This is a genomic window from Gemmatimonadota bacterium (assembly GCA_016712265.1).
Lineage (GTDB): Bacteria > Gemmatimonadota > Gemmatimonadetes > Gemmatimonadales > Gemmatimonadaceae > RBC101.
Genome location: JADJRJ010000028.1, coordinates 1 through 20,720, shown reverse-complemented (window position 1 = coordinate 20,720; position 20,720 = coordinate 1). Strand labels below are relative to the sequence as shown.

The window sequence follows — 20,720 nt, the reverse complement described above, 5'->3', positions numbered from 1 at the left end:
CCAGCCGAGCTGATCCCATCGAGCTCGGCTGGCGACCCAGGAACGTGACGCGAGTCGATCGACAGTTGCATTTTGTGCCTGTCTGGTGAAAATTGCGACTCATTATGGAGCCGCTAGGGAGATTTATCGACCCGCCGAACGGGAGTTTCTTCCTTCTCGGGCCGCGAGGCACAGGGAAGACCACCTGGCTGCGGCAGCGGTTCCCCGAAGCACTAACCGTCAACCTCCTCCAGCCGGAGACCTTCCGGGAGATGTCGGCGCGGCCGGAAAGGCTGCGCGAGCTGGTGCGCGGGAACCGTGAACGGCGGGACGTCGTGGTGGACGAGGTGCAGCGGATACCGGAGCTGCTCCATGTCGTACACGACTTGCTCGAACAGCCCGACCCGCCGCGGTTCGTGCTCACGGGGTCCAGTGCCCGCAAGCTCCGACGTGGGGGCGTCAATCTCCTCGCCGGTCGTGCGGCCATGCGCGAGATGCACCCGTTCCTCGCGGCGGAGCTTCCCACCTTCTCGTTGGAGGAGCGCCTGCGCACCGGCCTGGTCCCGTTGGTTGTTGGTGCGGGAGACCCGGCCGACGCCCTGTCCGCATACGTCGCAGCGTACGTCGACCAGGAAGTGCGCGCCGAGGGTTTGGTCCGGAACGTCGGCGACTTCTCGCGATTTCTGGAAGCGATCAGCTTCTCGCACGGCGGTGTGCTGACGCTCAGCAACGTCGCGCGAGAGGCCGCGGTGAGTCGCAAGGTCGTGGAAGGTTACGTGGACATCCTGGACGACCTCCTGGTGGCCTTTCGCCTGCCGGTGTTCAGCCGGCGCGCCAGTCGGGCCACGGTCTCGCACCCGAAGTTCTACTTCTTTGATGCAGGGGTCTTCCGGGCGTTGCGCCCATCCGGACCATTGGATCGCCCAGCCGAGATCGAGGGGGCGGCTCTGGAGGGACTGGTCGCGCAACACCTCCGCGCATGGATCGCCTACTCGGGAACGTCGCTCGATCTTTCGTACTGGCGGACTCGCGGGGGGACAGAGGTGGACTTCGTGGTATACGGCGAGAGCGACTTCTTCGCGCTCGAGGTCAAGCACGCGGATCGCGTGCGCACCGCCGACCTGAGCGGCCTCCGGTCGTTTGTCACCGAGTACCCGGAATGCCGGCCCATGCTCCTGTATCGTGGGCAGGAGAAGCTGGAGATTGGCGGCATCCCCTGCTGGCCCGTGGACACCTTTCTCCGGCAGTTGCGCCCCGGCGTCGACGCCGTACCTCGGCGACCGGCATAACGCCCGCGCGCGCCCAGGCGACCAGTATCGCACCTGGCCGCCCGACCCGGCAGCATTACCGCTTCGACGTCCGCGCGATGAAGCGCGTCAGCACCTCGCGCCACTGCTTGAGCAGCGGCTCCTCCACGTACATCATGTGCCCCGCCGGAAAGTCCTCGCGCGTGATGTTGTCGCGCAGGTCGGGCGGCAGCCCCATCCGGTCCATCGTCCACGACGCCGCGAAGTACGGCGTCGCCAGGTCATAGATCCCGTTGATCAGCAGCACCTCGAGCTTCGGGTTCCGCCGGATCGCCATCGCCAGGTCCGGCGCCACGTTAGGCGACGCGAACCCGAACGACACGCCGGGTCCGGACCGCGCCCACCGCCACCCCGGCGTCGCCCCACTCGGCACATACTCGCGCTCGCCGTCGTAGCCGAGTTCGGTGCGCAGGTAGGCGTTGAAGGCCGACGTGTAGGCGGAGGAGAGTGCGGTCGACTGCGGATCGTGTGAGGGGTTGGGCGAGAGGACATCGCCGGCTGGCCCGGTGAAGCGCGCGTCCAGGCGACCGACTACGAGCCCCTTGTCGCGCAGCAGCTCCGCCTCGTACTGCGGCGCGGTCACGCGGAGATCCGCACGATCGAGGAAGACCGGGTCGAGCCCCGTGTACTGGTGCATCTTCTGGATCACTTGTCGACGACGCGCCGGGTCGAGCGTGCCGGCCGCGAGCAGCGCGGTCGCGTATTCGGTCAACGACCAGTCTTCGACTTCCTTCATGAAGGCCTTGAGGTCGCTCCGCTTCCCGCCGGGGAGCTTGCCGAGGTACTCCGAGGTTACGGCGTATGACGGAAAGTTCACGATGTACGGCAGGTCGTCGCCGGGGGCAAACTGCAGCGTGTTGAACTGCAGCACCGAGGAGACCAGCACAATGCCGTTGAGGTCGATGTTGGCGCGTTGTAGGTGGCCGGCGAGCACGGCAGACCGCGTGGTGCCATAACTCTCGCCCAGGAGGTAACGCGGCGAGTTCCATCGCTGGGTCTTGCTCAAGTACCGGCGGATGAACTGCGCGAGCGACGCCGCATCTTCATCCAGCCCCCAGAAGTCCGCGCCGCGCGCCGGCGCCACCGGCTTGCTGAAACCGGTGCCAATGGGATCGATCATGACGATGTCGGCCACGTCGAGCAGCGTGAAGGCGTTGTCCACGATCTCGTACGGTGGCGGCGCCTGTTGCCCAACAAGCGGCGTGCGTACGCGCCGCGGCCCCATGATCCCCATGTGCAGCCAGAACGAAGCTGAGCCCGGGCCGCCGTTGTAGGAGAAGATCACCGGACGCGCTGCGCGGTTTGGCGCGTTGGTGCGAGCGTAGCTGGTGAAGAACAGCTCGCCCGTCGCCTTCTCGGCTGTGTCCCGCAGGATGATGCTGCCCACGGTGGCGTCGTATTCCACGGCCTGCCCGCCGACCTGGATGGTGTGGCGTGTGGTCCAGTTTGCCGGTTTGGGCTCCTGGGCGGAAAGGACGACCGGGATCGCGAGGATGGTGAGGGCGGCGAGGAGGCGCTGGGGGGCTTTCATATGGAAGGGGCGCTGGGGGCGTGGAAACATGGGCTCCAGGTGTCGTGAACGCATGCGGTAAAATTACGCGGCATTCTTACCACATGCTTTCGATCGCGGAACTGATCGGCATCGCGACAATCACCGCAAGCGCCCAGCATCGGCGACGTTCGTGTTCACTCAGCTCAGGGCCTGCAATCGCTCGATGACGAGGCGTATGGCGTCCGAAGGAGCAAACGCATGGTTGAGGTGCGCCGCAGCGAGGTCCTCAATGGCGAACTCCTTGAGGAGGAGCCTCACCTGGTCAGCCACATACTCCGCGACGTCGGGATTTCCCATGCGAACCTCTTCGACAAGAGAGGGGCGACACAGTAGGAGGGCGCAAATGTCCTCCAGGTCCGCGCTATAGAGCGGATCCGCGCGGCCGCGGTCCCTGAACGCCGCGAACTTCATCGCCAGCAGAACCGGCGCACGGACGTGCCGCAGCCAGCTCCCTGGTGCGATCTCCATCTCGTCGAACTCGCGGAGCGCGATGGCGTCCCATGGCTGTCCGGTGCTGCCGAACTGCCCGCCCGCGGGCACAAGATCGATGAGATCGCCATCAGGACTACGCCAGCGATGCGCCAAATGCCCCGATGCGATCTCCTCGGAAAACCCGGCAGTACGCAGGGCTTCCTGCAACGCACCGTGTGCCACGTAGTTCTCGGCGTCGATCACACCGTCCACGTCATCCGTGGGACGAGGCCGCCGGATCAGAGAGACAGTGTGCAGCAGCGGCGCAATGGAGCCACCGATGAGGACCACCCGTTGCGCGAGTGGCCCGAGTGCCCGCGTCACGCGCGCGAGTCTCTGCCGCACCGCCTCATCCCGGTGGGAGGAATTCACGCGGCGACCGATGGCGACTTGATCGCCTGGCGCAACAGCTCGCGCGCCGCGTTGCGCTCCCGCGCTTGACCCACGCGGAACGCGTCGAACAGGGTGAGGAGCCGGTACGTCTCGGGCGAGCGCTCGCGAAGCCCCGGCGCACCGTGATACAGCGGTTCAAGTGCCTGCCCCATCATCTCGCCGTCGGGCGAGGGCCAGACATAGGGGTCGCTCGTGCCGAAGACGGACGACAGTGCCTCGGCGGCGTGCGCCGTCGGGACGCCCCGCGCCGATGCCGCGAGGACCGCAGGAAAGGCGTAGCGGGCGCCATGCAGCAGGAACTCCTCCAGGGCGAGTCGATTGACCCGCTTGGAATCCGGATGAAGGAGCTGTGCCATACGGAGTCGCTCCACGGCCTGATGGACCTGGCTCGGCGCGACGCCGAGTTCCTGCGCGAGGCGCTGGTAGGTCGCGTCACCCTGCAGGAGGCGAAGCGCGACGACGAGGTCGAGGGGGGCTAGTCGCATTTGTGGCGCATTCTAAAAAGAAGAATACACCATACGACGATCGGAGGCGAGCGCTGGGCACGCGCCAGCCTCCAGACGAGCTGAACGATGTAACGTATTGGTGCAGATGGCTTTACATGATGTCGCCAACCGCCTGTTCCCTTTGCGGGGTGGCCAGGATCGCACCGGACTCCGGGACCTGCCGCGGGTGGTCTCCGCTCGGCTCGGCACCGTGCCGCCGCCTCACATCGCCGGCTTCAGCTTCTTCTCGAGGTATCCCGCCACCGCCACGTTCACCCGCTTCTGGTTCGCGTGCTGCATAAAGTGGTGCGTGTCATCCACGATCGTGATCTCCTCCAGCTCCACCCCACGCGCACGCAGCCGCTGCACGAGGTCCACCGTCTGGCTGAAGCGCACATTGCGGTCGTCGTCGGCATGGATGAACAGCACCGGCGACCGCCACGTCGGCACGCTGCTCACCGGGGAGCTCTCCCAGGCGATCTTGCCCATCGCATCGACCATGTCCGAGGGACGCTCGAAGCGCCAGGCGTTCCCGCCAAAGCGGCTCCCGCCCTCGCTGGTCATGTCGTGTACGCCGTGCACGTCCACGCCGGCGGCGAAGAGGTCGGAGTTCCTGCCTAACGCGAGCGCGGTGAGGTACCCGCCGTAGCTGCCGCCATAGATCCCGATCCGCGCCGGGTCCACCCCGGGCTGGCGCCGTAGCCATTCGCCGGCGGCCTTCACGTCGATGTACTCGCTCGCCCCCGCGATCCCTGCCCTGGGTGGCCGCTGGAAGTCGTGGCCGTAGCCGATGCCGAGTCGGTAGTTCACCGAGAGCACGACAAAGCCACGCGAGGCGAGGTACTGGTTCATCGCGTAGGCATTCCAGTAGTAGTCACCGTAGTGCCACCCCAGCAGCATCTGGCGCGGCGGCCCGCCGTGGACATAGACGACTGCCGGGCGCCGCACACCGGCACCTCCCGCCGGCTCGAAGAGCTGCGCGTAGACCTTCACGCCATCGGGTGACGTATAGACGACCTGCTTCGGAGTTACCAAACGATTCGCATCGAACTCCGCCGGCACCCGATCCGCCCCCATCCAGGTGCGCGCCGAACCAACGGATGCATCCGGAGACGTAGGGCACCGGGGGACGCTGTGCCGTCGCCCCAATGGCCGCGATCCGCCCCGATGCGAGCGGAACCGGCGTCCACTCCAGCCCCGTGCCGGGGGTGAGAACTTCCATCGATACTCGGTCCACCGCCGCGCGCACCACATGGCGCCGATCGATGTCTCCTGGCGTGGTCCCGGTGTTCCCCGAGTAGAACAGATGGCGACGATCCGCGCTCAACATCACATGCTCGGCGATGTGATCCCCTGGGGTGAGGAGGATCGGCGTATCGCTCCCACCCGCCGTCATCGAGTAGAGGTGCGACCAGTTGTCCTGCATCGACATGAAGACGATGCGATCCCCAGCGGCCCAGTGCAGGTTGGTCCCGCCATGCGTGCTCGGCACACTGCCGCGCAGCGAGGCCTCGCTCCGCCAGCGCTCCCGCGCTTCGCCCGTCCGAACGTCAGCAACCCAGATGGCCCATGGACTCGGCTGGATGGCGAGGTCCCCAGGAGGCGGCCCGCCGGCCCCCGGTCGTCGCACGAAGACGATCCGCGTCCCGTCCGGCGACCAGCGCGGGCTGCCGTCCCGGTTGGTCGTGGGCGCGAGGTACTGGATCGGCGTGTTTGCATCCTTATAGATGGCGATGTACGCATGGTCGCCGCGGTTCGACACGAAGGCGATCTGGCTGCCGTCCGGCGAGAACTGCGCGTCCCCCGCGGAACCGCGCTGGTCGAACAGCTTGCGCGCCGGGGTGCTTCCATCGATCGCGATGCTCCAGAGCTGGCGACCGCGCTCGAAGATCACTATGTCGCCCTTGGGCGAGATGACGGGATTGAGTCCGTCGCCGAGCGAGATGGGGGTGCCTCCCGCGAACGGGACCGCCCACATCTCCACCTTTTGCGGCATCGGCGTGCCGGTGGGGTTCACCGGGAGGGCGTCGTCCCAGTTGGAGCCGAAGTCGCCGCCGCGCACGTAGACCACCCATCGCCCGTCGGGTGAGACGGTGACGGCCGAGAGTTCCTGGCCATCATCCACTTGATAGTTTGTTAGCCGTCGGGCTGTGAACGCGGGCCCTTCCGCGACATAGATGTTGCGCTGGCCGCGCTCGTTGAGGGTCCAGGCCAGGCGCTCCCCCGAGGCCGTGAGGTTGGTGGGGAACGGGGGGCTCATCACCTGGTCGATGGTGAGGGCCCCCTGGGCGCGCACCGGGAGGGTGGCGAGCGCGGCGGCGACGGCGACGATGGCGAGGCGCCGGGGGCGGGCGAGTAGGGAGAGCATGGTCACGCGGGCTGGATGGAGATCTCGATGGTAGCTCAGGAACCGCGAGCTGTCAGGTCTCGCGCAGCAGCCCCGTCTCGATGGGCGCGGTTCGAGGTTGAACGCGCCGCGACCCACGTACCAGGCGCGGGTTGAGCCTTGGCTCATCGCCCCACGCGCTCCCAGACGAGCACCGTCGGGTTGGCCGGCGTACGCCCCGCTTCGTCGTGCACGACGCGAAGCTCGACCAGGTTGTCGCTGATGAAACGATACTCACGGATCAAGGTCGCCCCGACCCAGTCCTGGAGGAACGCCCCCTCAACCTGGTGCGAAACCCGTCGCGTGACCGTGTCGATGGTGTATCGCCCGAAGTAGGCGAAGAGGCCCGCCAGCGTGGCCCGCGCCGCCTCGGCGGACGCCTGGGGAACGTTCAAGCCTAACTTTCGCCCTTCGCGTATCGTAGAGCTGCGCCGCCATGTGTCCGTCGGCCGTGTACATGATGCGACCACTCGGCTGTTCATCCCACGCCGGGCGTTGGCGCCCTGAGGAGTCCGGGCTGGCCATCGACACCAGCCGCCAGCTGCCTACGATGGATGGCGCGCGCTGGGCTTCGACGCTACCCGCCCAGCTGCCGGCGGAGAAGAAATCACACCGGTCAGGTCTTCGCCAAGAAGGCCACGTTGGTGCGCCGCAGCTTGACGCTGCACATCCGCTACCGACGCCTGTCGGGGCCTCGCGCGGTCGGCGATCGCGATGTAGTCCCGGCGAAGAGTCAACCGACCCCGATTGAAACTCCTATCGGCTCACGCCCGCCGCGAGATGCCTTGACGCCGTCGTTCACGCCATGAATGAGCAGCACCGCGTCAGGAGAGCCATAACGCTTCATCAAATCGAGCATCATGGGCTCCTCACCTCCCCACGGATAGCAGAAGACCACGTCGAAATCGTCCAGCGCCTGCCCGAGTTGGGAATACCCCGAAGGCCCGCTGCCCACTGTGCCGGTTCGGCCGTCTCCGCTGGCCGGCTGCCATCGATATTCCGTCGGCAGGAAACTGCCGACCACAAACCGCGCGCCTGAATCGAACTGCTCGGCAAGTGTCCGTGCCGTCTGCACGAGCGAGGCGTCGATTTCTATTCCACTGGCACTGTAGCCAAGCAGGTCGGCCATGATGGTGATGACGCCGGAGGCCGATCCCCATTCGAGGAACCGCACCCCCTGGCCTCGGTATTGCATCAGCGCGTCGAGCACCACCTCATACTCTGACGCAATGAACGGATGAAAGTGGTGGTCCCGCACTTCGAGGTCGAAACGTTCGAATATGGCCCACCCTTCGGCGCACAAGTCATCCAGGCGCGTGCGAAGGACGCGTTCAATATCAGCCGGTTGCGTCAATGGGCCCTTCCCGATGAATCAGTGTGGCGCGCCTCGGGAGGGAGTCTAGCGCCTGGTGGCCGAAACCGAGTGTGGCTTGGTGGCCGATAGCCGCCCCCGCCTGGAGGCTGTTGGCGGTGCAGCACTGCAGAAACTCTGGCATCACAAGCTGCGACGCCCCCTCCAGCCCCGACGCGTAGTAGTTCCACGCCTCGCGATGGCGCCAATACGCGTCCTCATACTGGTGCTCGACGTAGAAGAGCTACACACCAATCGCCCGGCCGTGAGCGTGACCGGGAGCTGGACGAGCAGGAAGCGGTCGGTGTCAATTAGTCACCCCATGAAATGCGACGGGTCTCGCGTGCTGGGGGACCAATGTGTTTGGCCAGCTCGGGGATGGAACAGGGAATGATGCCCCCTTCTCCGCCCACGCCGTTGCGGCGCTGCGCCATGCCGCTCCCTACCCGTCGTCGCGGACCTTTTGCTGCAGCTCAACACATCGCGCGATGAACCCTGCAATGCCCGTCAGCTGTTCCGTAGGCAGCATCCGCAGCGGCGCAGTCCACGGCATCGGATCCCCCAGCACCGCGGTGCAGTGATCCAGCAGCCCTCCCAGACCGTACGCCGACACGTCGCGAGCCGCTGCTCCCCGGATCGCCCTACGACACGCCGCCGCCCACGAGAAGACCGTCGCCCAGCTCACCCACACCTGCCGGCGCGGCGCGTTGAGCTGAAGCAACGACCACCACGTGTCCCGATCGCGCAACCCGTGCTGCCCATCACGCGATGAGGCGAGGACACCCGACCACGCCAGGTCACGAGTGACCTTGCGCAGGGCGTGAGACCCGTACGCGGTCTCCTGCTCCAGGCACCAGTCGGGCAGGGCTTCGTCCCCGCTACGACCCAGCAGCAGGGTCACGCAGTCCGCCTTTGCTCCAACTCCCAGCAGCAGGCGGAGCCGCAGCTGCAACGTCGCGGCCGATCGCCCCACCGGCGCCACGGTGGCGTCGCGCCTCGCGCGCACGCTGGGGACGCGGGGCCTGGGCTCGGCGACGCGACCGAGCGGGGCCCGCTCCTCCAGCCCGTCGAGCGACCACTCCGCGACCCGGGCGGCGAGGTTCCGCAGCCGTTGGGTCGAGACCAGCGCCTCCCACGAGGCGAGCCAGTCCGTCGCTGCGGACGAGAGCCGCGGCTCGTCCTCCGCGAACCAACGGGAGGCGAGCAGCAGGGCCTCGAGATCCACGATGGTCCGCGTTGCCGGCGCGGCCGCCCGGCCCAGAGATCCCCATTGTCGCCAGCAGACGTCCACAAGGGCACCACAAAGCGCATCCACCGCCTGGGCGGCATCGGCGGTGCCTGGTTCCCGCGTGATGTTATCCATGTCGGGCTGCCCTCAGCCGTTCCGCAACACGTTCGACGAACGGCCACAGGGTCTCATTTGCCACGCCAAGATGTCGACGTCTGAAGTGGAGCGGCTGATGACGCCGAGGAGGCTGAGCGCCGCCCCGCCGACAACGACCACCCGGACCGACAGGGCTTCGGCGTGCAGGCGTTCACCGACACGGGAGAGTGCGTCTTCGAGGAGTAGCCTGGATAGCATCTCTGCAATTTAAAGTCTATTTCTCTAGACCTCAAGACGCTCGAATTCAATACCAAGTTACATCGTTCCCGGGAGGTTGGATCGTAAGTCATTGCGCAATAACGAATTGGCTGATCTTGTGGCGTCTTCCGCTTGGCGTCATGGTCGGATGGGAGCCGCGATAGACTGCGCCCCCAGAGAGTGCGCACCCCCGCTGGGTCACCGGGAGACCAGGCACAGCCAGTTGTTTCCGGCGTCTGCAGCAGGGTCGCCATCCAGTAGACTTCGGGGCGCTCGACGCGTTGACCCCTCACCCCCGGTTCCGGCCAGGCCCACGGCATGACATCGCCTCGATTCTCGGACCAGACGGCGGACCGCATCCTCCGGCGAGCGATCGAGGCTCGCCGATACCCGCAGCGGGTCGACGACCCTGACCGACCTCCGCGACTCCGCGCAGCAGCTGGGGATTCCGCCCGAGTACGTCGACCGCGCGGTGGAGGAGGCCCTGGAGGGTCGAGTGGCGACTGCGCCCCCGCCGGCCCAGCGCGCGGAGTCTGCGCCGTCGTCCCATCGCTGGCTCATCCAGCTGGCGCGCCACGCCGTGGTGGGTCTCTGCGCCATTCCCGCACTGGCCATGGCGAATCGCTTCTCGTTCACGTTCCCATGGCAGTACTACGATTCGGTCGAGGGGCTCACCTTCGGCGCCCTGCTCTTGCTTGTTTCGCGGATCGTCAAGGCACCAGTCGCGCAGGTGGTCTCTGCGTACCTGGTCCTCGTCCACCTCGCCCTCTTGATCACCACCATGCGGGATGATCGCGGCTACGGACTGTATGATGGTGCGCCGATCGCTGCGGCCATCGCGGCTGCGCTGGCCGGTGGGGCCACCGCGCTCTGGTTCACCCTCGCGACGCAAGGCGGAGCGCCGAGCCCCTGACGGAGCCCGGGGGAAGGCGCCCGCCGCTCGCCCTGAACGCAGGCGTCACGCGTTGTGACAAGCCACTCGAGACGGCTCCTCCAGCTTAACACCTGCGACCCGACAGCACCCGCGTATGGACATCCTTCCTGAGCATCTCCGCCACGGCATCCGCTGCGAAGCCTGCTGGCCTCCGTCGCTGGACGCGGCGTGGCAAGCGCGCAGCCGGATGGTGGAGCAGCACGTGTTGATCGACGAGTCGCACTACCGCGTGCGGATCCTCGCCTGCGCCGTCTGCAACCAACGTTTTGTCGCCGTGTTCACCGAGCGCATCGACTGGGACAACGGCGAGGACCCGCAGGAGTGGTACCTCGCCCCCATCTCGGCGCAGGAGGAGGCCACGCTGCATGCCGAAGGGGAGGGGCTGAGCGAATCCACGATCGAGGCCGCGGCTGCGGGGCGATACGTGCTGCGGCGCGAGTACCCATCCGGCGGGGAACCGCGGACATCGTGGTCGCCGATTCTCCTGATTGGCCCGCACGACTAGTCCGGCCTCGGCGCCTCGCGCGCGCCATCCAGATGAACGTGTGTCGTCGAGATAGCGCGTCGGGTAACGTCCCGCGCATCATTCCATCACACTCCTGCCCCGCCCCGCACGCATCCCGACATGTCGTCTCCTCGCTTCCCGGATGCAACTGCCGACCGCCTCCTTCGGCGAGCCATCGAACTCGCCGAGGAGCTCGGGTCATCGACGACGCTCGCCGACCTCCGGGATTCGGCGCAGCAGGTCGGGGTTGATCCCGAGTTTGTCGACCGGGCCTTCGTCGAGATCATGGAACGCCGCGAGGACCACGCGAGCCTGCACGAAGGGAAAGACAAGGCGCCGACGGCGTGGTGGCACCTCGACGGCAGGGAGCGCACCTGGCTCTCGCGATTGGCTCGGTACGGGGTGCTCGCCCTTTGCCTGTACCCAACGGTGAGCATCTCCACCAAGCTCGCCAACCGCCTTCCGTTCGACTATTGGCACTACCAGGGAGTCGTCGAAGGGGTGTTCTTCGGGGCGGTGTATCTCCTTGTTGGGCGGCTGGTCAAGGTACCGCTCGCGCAGGTCGTCGGAGGGTTCGTTCTCCTGGTGCACCTGGCGGTTGCGGCCGCGGCGGCGGCGAATACGCAGCCGTATTGGCTACCCGGCAACGCGGCGAATGCAGCCGGGACGGCGGCGGTCCTGGCGAGCGCGGCGACGGCGCTTTGGTTCCGATGGCGATCGCGCAACGAGCGTCGCGGAGGGAGCGAAGGCTAGCCACATTCATCGCCCCTTCCCGGCGTCGGTGATGCGCCGCCTATCGGCGTCGATGCCCCGTGAGGAATCGCTCGATGTCACCACGGAGCACTCGGTCGAGCCGTCCGGTCGAGTATCCGGTCCGGATGTCGCGCACGCGCTGATTCGGGCCAAGGGAATAGCGACGCACGAGCTGATCCTCTCGCCCCTCGTTCGTGGACGACTCGGCGACACGCACGAACAGCAGCGGCATCAGCCGCTCGAGCGCCCAGTCGCGGCTTCCATCGCAGTCTGCTCGCAGGCTGGTCTTGGAAGCGCGATGCAGCAGGCGCACCTCCAGTGTCACGGCGCGGACGAGGCGCCCGGGTCGCGCGGTCTTCCGCACCTCGATACTCACCGCGTCTGCTGGCGGGTTGGGTGCAGCGAGAGGCAACCCTTGCACAAGAACACGGACGGTCTCGCGAACGTCGCGTGGCGATCCGCCGTCACGGAACTTGTGGAGGCCGCTCTCACCGTGAAGCAAGGCATAGGCCCCGCACCCGGAGACGAGGAGAGAGACCGTCTCCTCCCCGGATGGTTCATCAGCGCGATCGTCCACCACTTCACAGGTCAACCCGCGGCGCTCGGCGAACGCCCGATACATTCCCGCGAGACGGAAGACCCCATCGAGTGACGGCTCCTTGCTGCGCAGTCGCGTGATGGTGACATAGGCGTCGCCGAGTGCTTCGAGGTCATCGCAAGACACGATGAACCGCACGTGATCCAGGCGACCTTCGAGCGTGCGGGCACGCCGATTGAGCACGGCCAACTCCCGCTCGTCGCGCACGCCGCGATGCATCCGCTCGTCAAAGGCTGCGATGGCTGCCTGTACTTCGTGCACTTCACGTCGTGCGCCGTCCAGTCGGTAGATCTCGTCCAACACGGCGCGGGATCTTGATGGGTCGCTGTAGAACCCCGGTGACGAGCTCTCGATGAGCCGCGCCGACAGCCGCGACTGCATCGGGGCGAAGGCCTCGACCAGTTCATCCACCTCGGCGAGCATCAACGCCGACGCGTGCCGCAGGTCCCCGCGTTCCTGCAGCTCGTCGATCGCGGGAGCCTCCTGCTCAGCGTGTTGCGCCTCCGGCGGGGCGATCGACACGCGTACCTGGCCGCTCACCGCGGACAGGCGCATCGTCGAGCCACGGGATGCTTCACCACGCGCGAGCGCCCAGGCGACCGGGAGCAGCACCTTACGTTCGACTGCGCGCTTGAGTGGGCGGGCGCCAAACGTGGGCGAGTATCCCTCGCGAAGCAGCAGGGCCAGGAGTGAGGGATCGACATCCAGCGTGAGCCCGCGTCGCCGGATCCCGCTACGCTCGAGCACCTTGCGCAGCTCGCGCTCCGCGATCCGTGCCACCACCTGCTCGTCCAGTGGACGAAAGCGGACGATGTGGTCGAAGCGGTTGAGGAACTCCGGGCGGAAGACCATCGACAATTCGCGTTCCGCGTGGATCGCGTCTCCGCGGTCCGGTGCGGCTGCTGCCGACTCGACGAAGCCGACCGCCCCCTTCCGCGAGACAACGGCGCCGACATTGGTGGTGACAATGATCAGCGTGCGGCGAAAGTCCGCTGTGATCCCCTTTCCATCGGTAAGCCGTCCCGCATCGAAGAGCTGCAGACACAGATCGAAGACATTCAGGCTGCTCTTCTCGATCTCATCGAGGAGGACGAGGGAGAAGGGCTGCGAGCGCACCGGATCCGTGAGGACGCCGGGCTGCCAGTGCGTGCCGATGAGCCGCTCATACGAGTCCGGCTTGGCGAACTCGCTCATGTCCAGGCGGATCATCCGGTTCGGGTCGCCAAAGAGCAACTCAGCAAGGGCGCGGGCGAGCTCCGTCTTCCCACCCCGGTCGGTCCCGCAAACATCAGGACACCAAAGGGTCGTTCAGGGTCGGTCAAGCCCGCCTTGATGAGGGCGACGCGTTCCATTGCGGCGTCGACCGCCTCGGGCTGCCCCATGACCCGTGCCTCCAGGAACGTTCGTACCGACGCGCGGTCCAGCGGGATGGCATCATCGAGGTAGTCGCGCGGAAGGCCGGTGGAGGCCGACAGCGTCACGAGCAGGTCCGACGCCACGATCGCGGGCTCGTAGTCCGGCACCGCGTTGATGGCGCGGAGCAGCAAGTCCACCGCGGCTCCCGGCATCGCGCTCCCGATCAGAAATTCACCTGCCAGCTCAACGGCACGATCGATCACGTCGGAGGCGATGTCCTTCTCCTCGCGTTCGGCCACCTTTGAGAGAATGTGCCGCGTTTCTGCGGCCGTAGCTGGTGGGACCTGGATGACCTCGAACAGACGGACAAGTGATGGGTCGCGGCCCAACAGGAGGCGATAGGCCTCCGGGGTACTCTCCGCGATCATCGTGATCCTGCGCTGCGCGAGCGGCTCGGCGAGCGCGGCTGCCATGTTATGGTCGGACTTTGACCAGCGGCCAGCGCTCGCGAGGTCTGCGAGTGACGGCGCGTACAGAACGGTTGAGGTTCTGGCGGCCAGTTCGACGAGCTTGGCCAGCCGCTCCTCCCATACGCCGACGTACATGGTGCCACTCGTCAGAGTGGTGACACTCAGCTGCACGATGTGCGCTTCGTCGGGATATTCGTTGCGGTAGTGATGCGCGAGCGCGTGTACGAGGGCCGTTTTCCCTGCGCCGGATGGGCCGACAAGCAATACGGCCCTGGGTCCCTCGCGTCGTCCGAGGGCAGTCCGTATCTGGCTCAGCGTTTCCTCCCGTCCGTCCACGAACACCTCGGACGGGAGGTATCGGGGGTCGGTCAGGACGGTGCCGTATGCGGCGAGCTGGTCGGCAAGTGTAGGTGTATCGCTCACGACTTCTGTGCTCTGGCGGTGTCCGAGCACGCTCGCCTTGTTCGGCGCAGGTTGACGCGCGCTGCGCACGCGTTCCGGTTACGCAGCAACAAAGCAGCGGCGCCAGTTTGGGTGCTGATACTCATGAATAGCGAACCCCATACACGGGGCGGACTGCGCCGCACCCCTACTTCTCGCCAAGCATACCAGGCAGCACGTACTGCGCCCAGGCCTGAACTCTGCAGTCGCGAAGGCGGCGGGCGATCGCTCGGCGCTCACTCCGCGACATCTTCTGAAATGTGATTCCAAATATTGGGACAAAGACCTCATCATTGAACGCAGGGCCAACCATCTTTGGGATGAGATTGACATGGACGTTGTTGAACGCCACTCCTGGATTTAGGGCGTACATCCTTGCCAGCCAGCTGTCGAGTGCCGCGCACTGGCGCGACTTCGACTCTCCTATGAATGGACGTCCATGCAAGGACACGCAGGCAGGCAGAAGAACCAGCGTCCAATGCCATAGCCTGGCCAATCGGCAGGTTTGCCTCATGGCAGGCACGATCCTACGGCGAAGTCACTCGGTTGCCAGAATCGGCCGGGGGGACAGAGCGCGCGTGCCGCGGCGTTGGCTTGGTCAATTTGCCGGCGTGCCTCTGCGGGCGATAGACGCGACTGCGAATAGAACCAGGCAGCAAGCAAACCCGTGAAGAAGAGCGCGACCATCGGACCGTCGCGCTCCAAGCGTGCGCGACGCTGCCTGTCCGCCTCTGTCACGCGTGCACGATGTGCGTCCATCTCCGCTACCATCTCGTCGGATGTCGGCCGCCCGATTGCGCTTAGAAATGCGTCCAGTACCGCACGTTGATGAGACCGAAGCGTCGGCTCCATGCCCTTCGCCCGAGCCACCTCGTCCCTCAGTTGCTGAAGGCGTTGGTCGCGTTCCGCCGGCGGAGCCCCCATTGGGCGAGAGGCTGGCCGAGCGGCCGCTGTACGCTCACTCTGGAGAATCGTCGTCGCCATACCCGAAGCTTGGGCGATCAGCGTCGGAAGCTCTGACGGATATGGCCCGATACCATTCGCCCCACGCAGCCATTCCAGTTCAGCCGCCAGAGTCTCGTACGCGCGTATGTAGGCGTTCTGCAACTCAAAACTCAGGGACTCGCCCCCGCGTGGTGGTGGCCACGCAATCGTCCACGGGCCTTCTCAATGTCCTTCATCATGGCCTCTGCTTCCACCAGCCGCTGCGAGAGCCAAGGACGTATCTCATGGGAATGTCAGGGCTGAAGCGCGCCGGGTTTGTCGCGCACCCGGAAACTGCTACAACCGCAAGACAGGCGGTGGCATTGCGGAATGCAGCACGCATTGAGGATGCGGTAACCCGAATGACGTGACCCCCGAAAGCTGAGCCAGGTATTATGTCAGTCCTCGACACGGCGAGCGCCGGGAGGACGGCATGCGGAAGAGTCGCTTCACGACCGAGCAGATCATCAAGGTGCTCCACGCCTGGGAGGCGGGGGCCAAGGTGAGCGAGTTGGTCCGGCAGCACGGCGTCAGGGAGGTGACGCTGTATCGCTGTAAGAAGAAGTACGGCGGACTGCAGGTGCACGACGCGGCGGCTCAAGAGCCTCGAGGAGGAGAATCGCCAGCTCAAGCGCCTCGTCGCCGACCAGGCCTTGAATCTCCAGGTCGTGAAGGATCTGCTGGGAAAAAAGTGGTGACGCCCGAGCACCGGCGGACGGCCGTCACCCATGCCACGCAGACCGCCGGGATCTCGGAGCGCCGGGCCTGTCGCTTCACGGGCTTCGCGCGCTCGAGTCAGCGCTATCGGACGCAGCGGCGGCCCGACACCGCGCTGCGCGCGCGCCTGACGGAGCTCGCGGGGCGGAAGCCGCGATGGGGCTACCGGCAGCTCACGCGCGTGTTGCGGCGCGAGCCGGGGCCCCCGCTCAACTACAAACGCGTGCAGCGGCTGTATCAGGAGGAGGGACTGCAGGTCCGGCGGCGCCGGCGGAAGCATCGCGCCAGGTCCGCGCACGCCCTTGGCCGTGCCGACTCGCGCCAACGAACGGTGGAGCATGGACTTCGTGCGCGACACCTTGGGCGACGGGCGCGCGTTCCGGGCCTTCACGCTCGTCGATGATTGTACGCGGGAGGCGTTGGCGATCGAGGTCGACTTCTCGTTGCCGGGCGCGCGGGTCGCTGCCGTGCTGGAGGGGCTGGTGCCTACGCGGGGCGTACCGCAGGCCATTGTGTGCGACAACGGCCCCGAGTTCGTGAGCGCCGCGCTGGACGCGTGGGCCTACACCCACGGCGTGACCCTGAGCTTCATTGACCCAGGGAAGCCGACGCAGAACGCCTTCGTCGAGCGCTTCAACGGCACGTTCCGCGACGAGTGCCTGAACGAGTCCTGGTTCGTGAGCTTGGCCGATGCGCAGGAGATCATTGAGCAGTGGCGCGTGGAGTACAACGGGGTCCGCCCCCATAGCAGCCTGCACGACTGCACCCCGAGCGAGTTTGCGTTGTCCCTGGGACGCAGGACAGATTCATCACTCACCCCAACCGGACTGACATAAGGTCTGGACCAACTCTGGGGGTCACGTCACGAACAATGTGAGTCAGAACAGTCGCGGATGGCACGGAGACGTGTAATTGGACTGAACCAGTATGTGCCGCGTCGGGATCGCCCGCAACCTAGCACCCTCCCGGCCCACTGGTATCGGCACTGGGCAAACGAAGCGTAGTACGTCTACTACCCATCAGGGAGGCAGAGTGTCGCCCCTCCAACCCAGGGGCCGGCCTGCTCACGGTCGAGAATGTCTTCACCGTACGCTACCCACCGGCGACCCACCTCGTGGTGGCTCTATGCGCCCTCGAGCGACCGTTATCGATGCCCGACTGTGGCGCCACGCACCAGCTGCCGAAGAGAAGTCCCGATCCAATTCTCTCGTCACGGAGAGCCGCCATCGTTGTCTCGGTCATGTCACGCAGGTTAGGCGGTCGCTTCCACAGGGCCCACACCGGCATGGCGCTCGCCGGACAAATTGAGGTCACCTATCCGGCTACTCGAAGGTTCACCGCACCGCCCGTTCGCCAGACACCCCATGATGATTCTGAGTTTCATCGTGCAGGTTAGGCCCTCCGCACCGCGCGCGCTGTCAGTGTTCGACCTGATTGCGGACCCCCAGGCTGTCGCTGTTAGTCGCGAATCTATCCCTCCTTCCCGCCACCCGCGTCCAACAGCAAATTCGGACGCATTCCACCCCTGTTCTCACTGGGCCACCGCAGTGTCCACACTATCCCCTGCCGCTCTCGCGCGTTCGTTGAAGCTCTCCGCCAGCCACGGCGGCACCCCGGACTTAATGTCTGACCGTCGCCCTCCTGGAGCGTTACGGACCGATGGCTGAGTCGCTGGTGCGGGTCACCTCTCGACCTCCGGAGGCGACGCTCGCGCTCCGCGCCTCCGTCGCACGCGGAGGACCGGACTGCCGCTCCCCCGGCAGATGAACTCGTAAACCGCGCGAGTGAACACGCCGCCCAAGGAAGGCGCTTGGCACCGAGCGTGACCTGCTCGCCGTGGTGCTGAGCGCGCGCTGGGGTCATTCCGACCATCCGGGAAACCGTCCGCCAAGCCCGCAGCACCAGGCGTGCGGCCAGAGGCCCTGCCACGGCGCCATCGGCGGCCGACGCCGACCCCTCGATCGGTATGGCCGCGACTTGACCCGTGCGGCCCGGGAAGATCCAGCTCGGCTTCGTCGTCGGTCGCAATGAGGAGTTGATGCCATGATCCTCACCTTGCCGCCTCACCAAGCCGAACCCCCCTCCTCGTCGGACCGGCTGGCACCGGAAAGACCGCCATCGTCGAGGCGTTGGCGGCGCGCATTGCGTCCGGCGCTGTTCCTCCGCGTTTGGCAGGCGCGCATCGTCTCCTTCAGCCCTCGGCGCTCGTGGCTGGCGCAGGCGTGGTCGGCGAACTTGACAAACGAATGCGGAAGCGGTGGTCGCCGAGGCAAATGGCAGCCTGGGGTGATCCTGTGCTATTGATGAGGTGCACGCGCTGATCGGTGCCGGCGGTCGCGAGGGCACGGGCGGCATGGCCAGCATGCTGAAGCCCGCGCTGGCCGCTCGCTGGAGCCGTGCCTGTATCGCAGCGACCACGGACGATGATATCGCCGTTTCATCGAGAGCGACAAGGCGCTCGCGCGGCGTTTTCAGCCGATCGGATCACCGAGATGACTCCGACGATGGCGCTCGATGTGCTATGCGGGATTCCGGCTATTACGCAGAAGCGCAAAGGATCCAGGTTAGCGATGACGTCCTGGCATTATTTCAGTCACCACGGCCGAGCGCCGCATGCCCAACCGGCGCTTTCCGGACGAACGGTGGACCTGTTGTTGGATCATGTGGTTGCCCACGCATTGGCGGCCGGTCTCACGACGGTAGACGTCGAGGCAGCCACGGAAGTCGTGGACCGCCTCCTCGGCGGAAGCGGCGCTCCATCGGACGCGCTCTCGCGGCGCTCGCCGCCGACCTGGTGGATGAGTACGGATTGGACGCGGACTCAGTGCAGTCCGTAGTTGAGCGACTCGGCTTCACGATGCGCGGCCTCGATCTTCAGGCGTCGCGCCCCAACCTCATCGTGGCGCTCGCTGGCGATGCCGCGAGGCGGCCGCATGAGGGTCACGCGCAAGCACTCACGCGGCACGTATTCAGCGACGCCAATCGCGTGGTACGCATCGACTACTCCCGTTTGTCGGCCAGGCCCGGGCTCAGGAGCCTCCTGGGTTCCCCGCCCTCGTGCGTCGGCTACTCGATCAGCACGCCCTCGTGTGGCGTCGCAGAGAACCCTGGACCGTCGTGCTTTGCGAACGGATCGACGCGGCCCACCCGCCGTTCGTGGTGCGTTCGCCACGCACGCGCGCGCGCCGTGCTCACGGACTATCGCGGGCGTCGGATGCACTTCGCCGACACGATTGTGGTCCTCACCGCCGAGTCCGTGGAAGCCGATCGCCCGCAGGTGGAGTTTCCACTCGTTCGAGACATCGACGGGACGAAACAGCCAGGACGACGACTTGGCGGCGTCGCTGTTCGGCGCGGCTGGCAGGATCCGTTGACCTGGTGGTGCGCAACCTCGCCCACCGGGAACCCGCCACCGGCGCGCCCGATAGTCGAGCGCACGCTCAATCGGCTGCGGGACGGCTCGCCGAGCATCGTGTTGAGCTGCGCTGGGGCGCCGGTGGCAACGTGGTTCGCGAAGCCGAACGGTGGTGCCGTGAACCTGGAGTCCGTGGAGCGTTTGATCGAGCAGGAACGCTGCTGCACGGCTGGTTCGCCATCTTCCCGAGTGCCACTCGCCAACTGGCGCGTGCGCCGAGTGCGGATGGATGGCAGCCAGCCCAGGTCGTTGAGAGTCACCTTCCCCAGACCGCGGTACTTCCACCGCATAGGAACCCCACGCGATGGCGATCACCTTTCTTTGAGACCGAACCCCAGCGCGCGACCTGAGCGCGTAGCGACCGTTCTCCGCGACGAGTTCGAAACAGGCCACGCCGCATCCGGAGCGCCCGCTGTTCATGTTGCGCACCGGGTCCGCGATGACGCAGGTGCATGAAGACCGGATCGGCGACGCGCGAGGCGTCGTCCGCGCGCTCAGCTGGGTTGTGACCGGTGCGGAGCAGTCCGGTGAGCTGCACAAGTTCCTGCTGGAAGCGAACCTCTCAGTGCGCTAAGGGGCGCTAGCCATCGACGGGGCGGGCGACATCATGTTCACCCACGCGATTGTCGGCGAGGGGCTGACAGGCGATGCGCTGATGTTCACGGTCGTTGGTGTGGCGCGGATCGCGGACGAGTATGATGACTTGATCGTTCCAGCGGTTCGGGGGACAGCGTTCGTCTGATCGGGCCTGAACGAGCGCCCGGCCATCGACATCACGCTACAGCTCGTTCAGGAAGTCCGCCCCAAGACCGCGCGAGGCCGGGTCATAGTACTCCGCGTCCCCGCCGCCAGACTACGGCGGGCGGCGTCAAAGACCTCTTGGGCGGGAGGGACCCCGGCGATGCGTCCCTCTCGCAGTTCGGCGGCGCGACGGGTCACCTCGGCGATCCACTGAGGTCAGACTCCGGTTGTTCGTCCAGACTCTCGATGAGCAACCGAGCAGGTTGCTTGCGCTCCTCGAGGAAGCTGGAGCAACTGCGC

15 protein-coding genes and 2 pseudogenes are annotated in these 20,720 nt (G+C 66.2%); 7 read left to right on the top strand and 10 right to left on the bottom strand.

From position 1 onward, the window contains the following. Positions 1–104: 104 nt before the first annotated feature. Positions 105–1,268, top strand: coding sequence for an ATP-binding protein (locus IPK85_07000; protein ID MBK8247124.1), 1,164 nt, complete (start codon positions 105–107; stop codon positions 1,266–1,268). Positions 1,269–1,323: 55 nt separating this feature from the next. On the opposite strand, the gene IPK85_06995 is transcribed toward IPK85_07000, so the two are convergent. The 8 genes and pseudogenes from IPK85_06995 to IPK85_06960 all read right to left on the bottom strand — a co-directional run bounded on the left by IPK85_06995 (position 1,324) and on the right by IPK85_06960 (position 9,287). Beyond that, positions 1,324–2,817 (bottom strand): peptidase S10, encoded by a 1,494-nt coding sequence (locus tag IPK85_06995; protein ID MBK8247123.1) that lies wholly within the window; start codon positions 2,815–2,817, stop codon positions 1,324–1,326. A 159-nt stretch (positions 2,818–2,976) separates the two neighbouring features. Then, positions 2,977–3,654 carry a hypothetical protein gene (locus IPK85_06990; GenBank protein ID MBK8247122.1) on the bottom strand — a complete coding sequence of 226 codons (678 nt, stop codon included), beginning with the start codon at positions 3,652–3,654 and terminating at the stop codon, positions 2,977–2,979. Between the two features lie 23 nt (positions 3,655–3,677). Next, complete coding sequence (locus tag IPK85_06985; protein ID MBK8247121.1) at positions 3,678–4,187, bottom strand: AsnC family protein; 510 nt, start codon at positions 4,185–4,187, stop codon at positions 3,678–3,680. A 222-nt stretch (positions 4,188–4,409) separates the two neighbouring features. After that, positions 4,410–6,555, bottom strand: a pseudogene (locus IPK85_06980) (S9 family peptidase). A gap of 143 nt (positions 6,556–6,698) precedes the next feature. After that, entirely contained in the window at positions 6,699–6,968 is a 270-nt protein-coding gene (locus IPK85_06975; GenBank protein ID MBK8247120.1) for a lipocalin-like domain-containing protein, read from the bottom strand. Further along, positions 6,853–7,104: a lipocalin-like domain-containing protein gene (locus IPK85_06970; protein ID MBK8247119.1), complete on the bottom strand. Its 252-nt coding sequence runs from the start codon at positions 7,102–7,104 to the stop codon at positions 6,853–6,855. Before IPK85_06970 ends, IPK85_06975 begins: the two co-directional genes overlap by 116 nt. A 202-nt stretch (positions 7,105–7,306) precedes the next feature. Then, entirely contained in the window at positions 7,307–7,783 is a 477-nt protein-coding gene (locus IPK85_06965) for a hypothetical protein (protein MBK8247118.1), read from the bottom strand. 583 nt (positions 7,784–8,366) lie between these two features. Continuing rightward, complete coding sequence (locus IPK85_06960; GenBank protein ID MBK8247117.1) at positions 8,367–9,287, bottom strand: hypothetical protein; 921 nt, start codon at positions 9,285–9,287, stop codon at positions 8,367–8,369. A gap of 715 nt (positions 9,288–10,002) precedes the next feature. Between IPK85_06960 and IPK85_06955 the strand changes: the two genes are divergently transcribed. The 3 genes from IPK85_06955 to IPK85_06945 all read left to right on the top strand — a co-directional run bounded on the left by IPK85_06955 (position 10,003) and on the right by IPK85_06945 (position 11,698). Then, entirely contained in the window at positions 10,003–10,419 is a 417-nt protein-coding gene (locus IPK85_06955; GenBank protein MBK8247116.1) for a hypothetical protein, read from the top strand. A 115-nt stretch (positions 10,420–10,534) separates the two neighbouring features. Further along, complete coding sequence (locus tag IPK85_06950) at positions 10,535–10,945, top strand: hypothetical protein (GenBank protein ID MBK8247115.1); 411 nt, start codon at positions 10,535–10,537, stop codon at positions 10,943–10,945. Positions 10,946–11,065: 120 nt separating this feature from the next. Then, positions 11,066–11,698 (top strand): hypothetical protein, encoded by a 633-nt coding sequence (locus IPK85_06945; protein ID MBK8247114.1) that lies wholly within the window; start codon positions 11,066–11,068, stop codon positions 11,696–11,698. 40 nt (positions 11,699–11,738) lie between these two features. Here IPK85_06945 and IPK85_06940 read toward each other — a convergent pair whose 3' ends face one another. Both IPK85_06940 and IPK85_06935 read right to left on the bottom strand, forming a co-directional pair. Continuing rightward, positions 11,739–13,505 carry an AAA family ATPase gene (locus tag IPK85_06940; protein ID MBK8247113.1) on the bottom strand — a complete coding sequence of 589 codons (1,767 nt, stop codon included), beginning with the start codon at positions 13,503–13,505 and terminating at the stop codon, positions 11,739–11,741. Next, the gene (locus IPK85_06935; protein MBK8247112.1) at positions 13,502–14,545 is read right to left on the bottom strand and encodes an AAA family ATPase; all 1,044 of its coding nucleotides are present in this window, start codon (positions 14,543–14,545) and stop codon (positions 13,502–13,504) included. The genes IPK85_06940 and IPK85_06935 overlap by 4 nt, the downstream gene beginning before the upstream one ends. 1,435 nt (positions 14,546–15,980) lie before the next feature. Here IPK85_06935 and IPK85_06930 point away from each other — a divergent pair. The 3 genes and pseudogenes from IPK85_06930 (at position 15,981) to IPK85_06920 (ending at position 20,253) form a co-directional block, all read left to right on the top strand. Then, positions 15,981–17,100, top strand: a pseudogene (locus tag IPK85_06930) (IS3 family transposase). A gap of 1,281 nt (positions 17,101–18,381) precedes the next feature. Beyond that, the gene (locus tag IPK85_06925) at positions 18,382–18,585 is read left to right on the top strand and encodes a hypothetical protein (protein MBK8247111.1); all 204 of its coding nucleotides are present in this window, start codon (positions 18,382–18,384) and stop codon (positions 18,583–18,585) included. 1,512 nt (positions 18,586–20,097) lie between these two features. Beyond that, a complete protein-coding gene (locus tag IPK85_06920; GenBank protein MBK8247110.1) occupies positions 20,098–20,253 on the top strand; it encodes a hypothetical protein in 156 nt (51 codons plus the stop codon). The last annotated feature ends 467 nt before the right edge of the window (positions 20,254–20,720 follow it).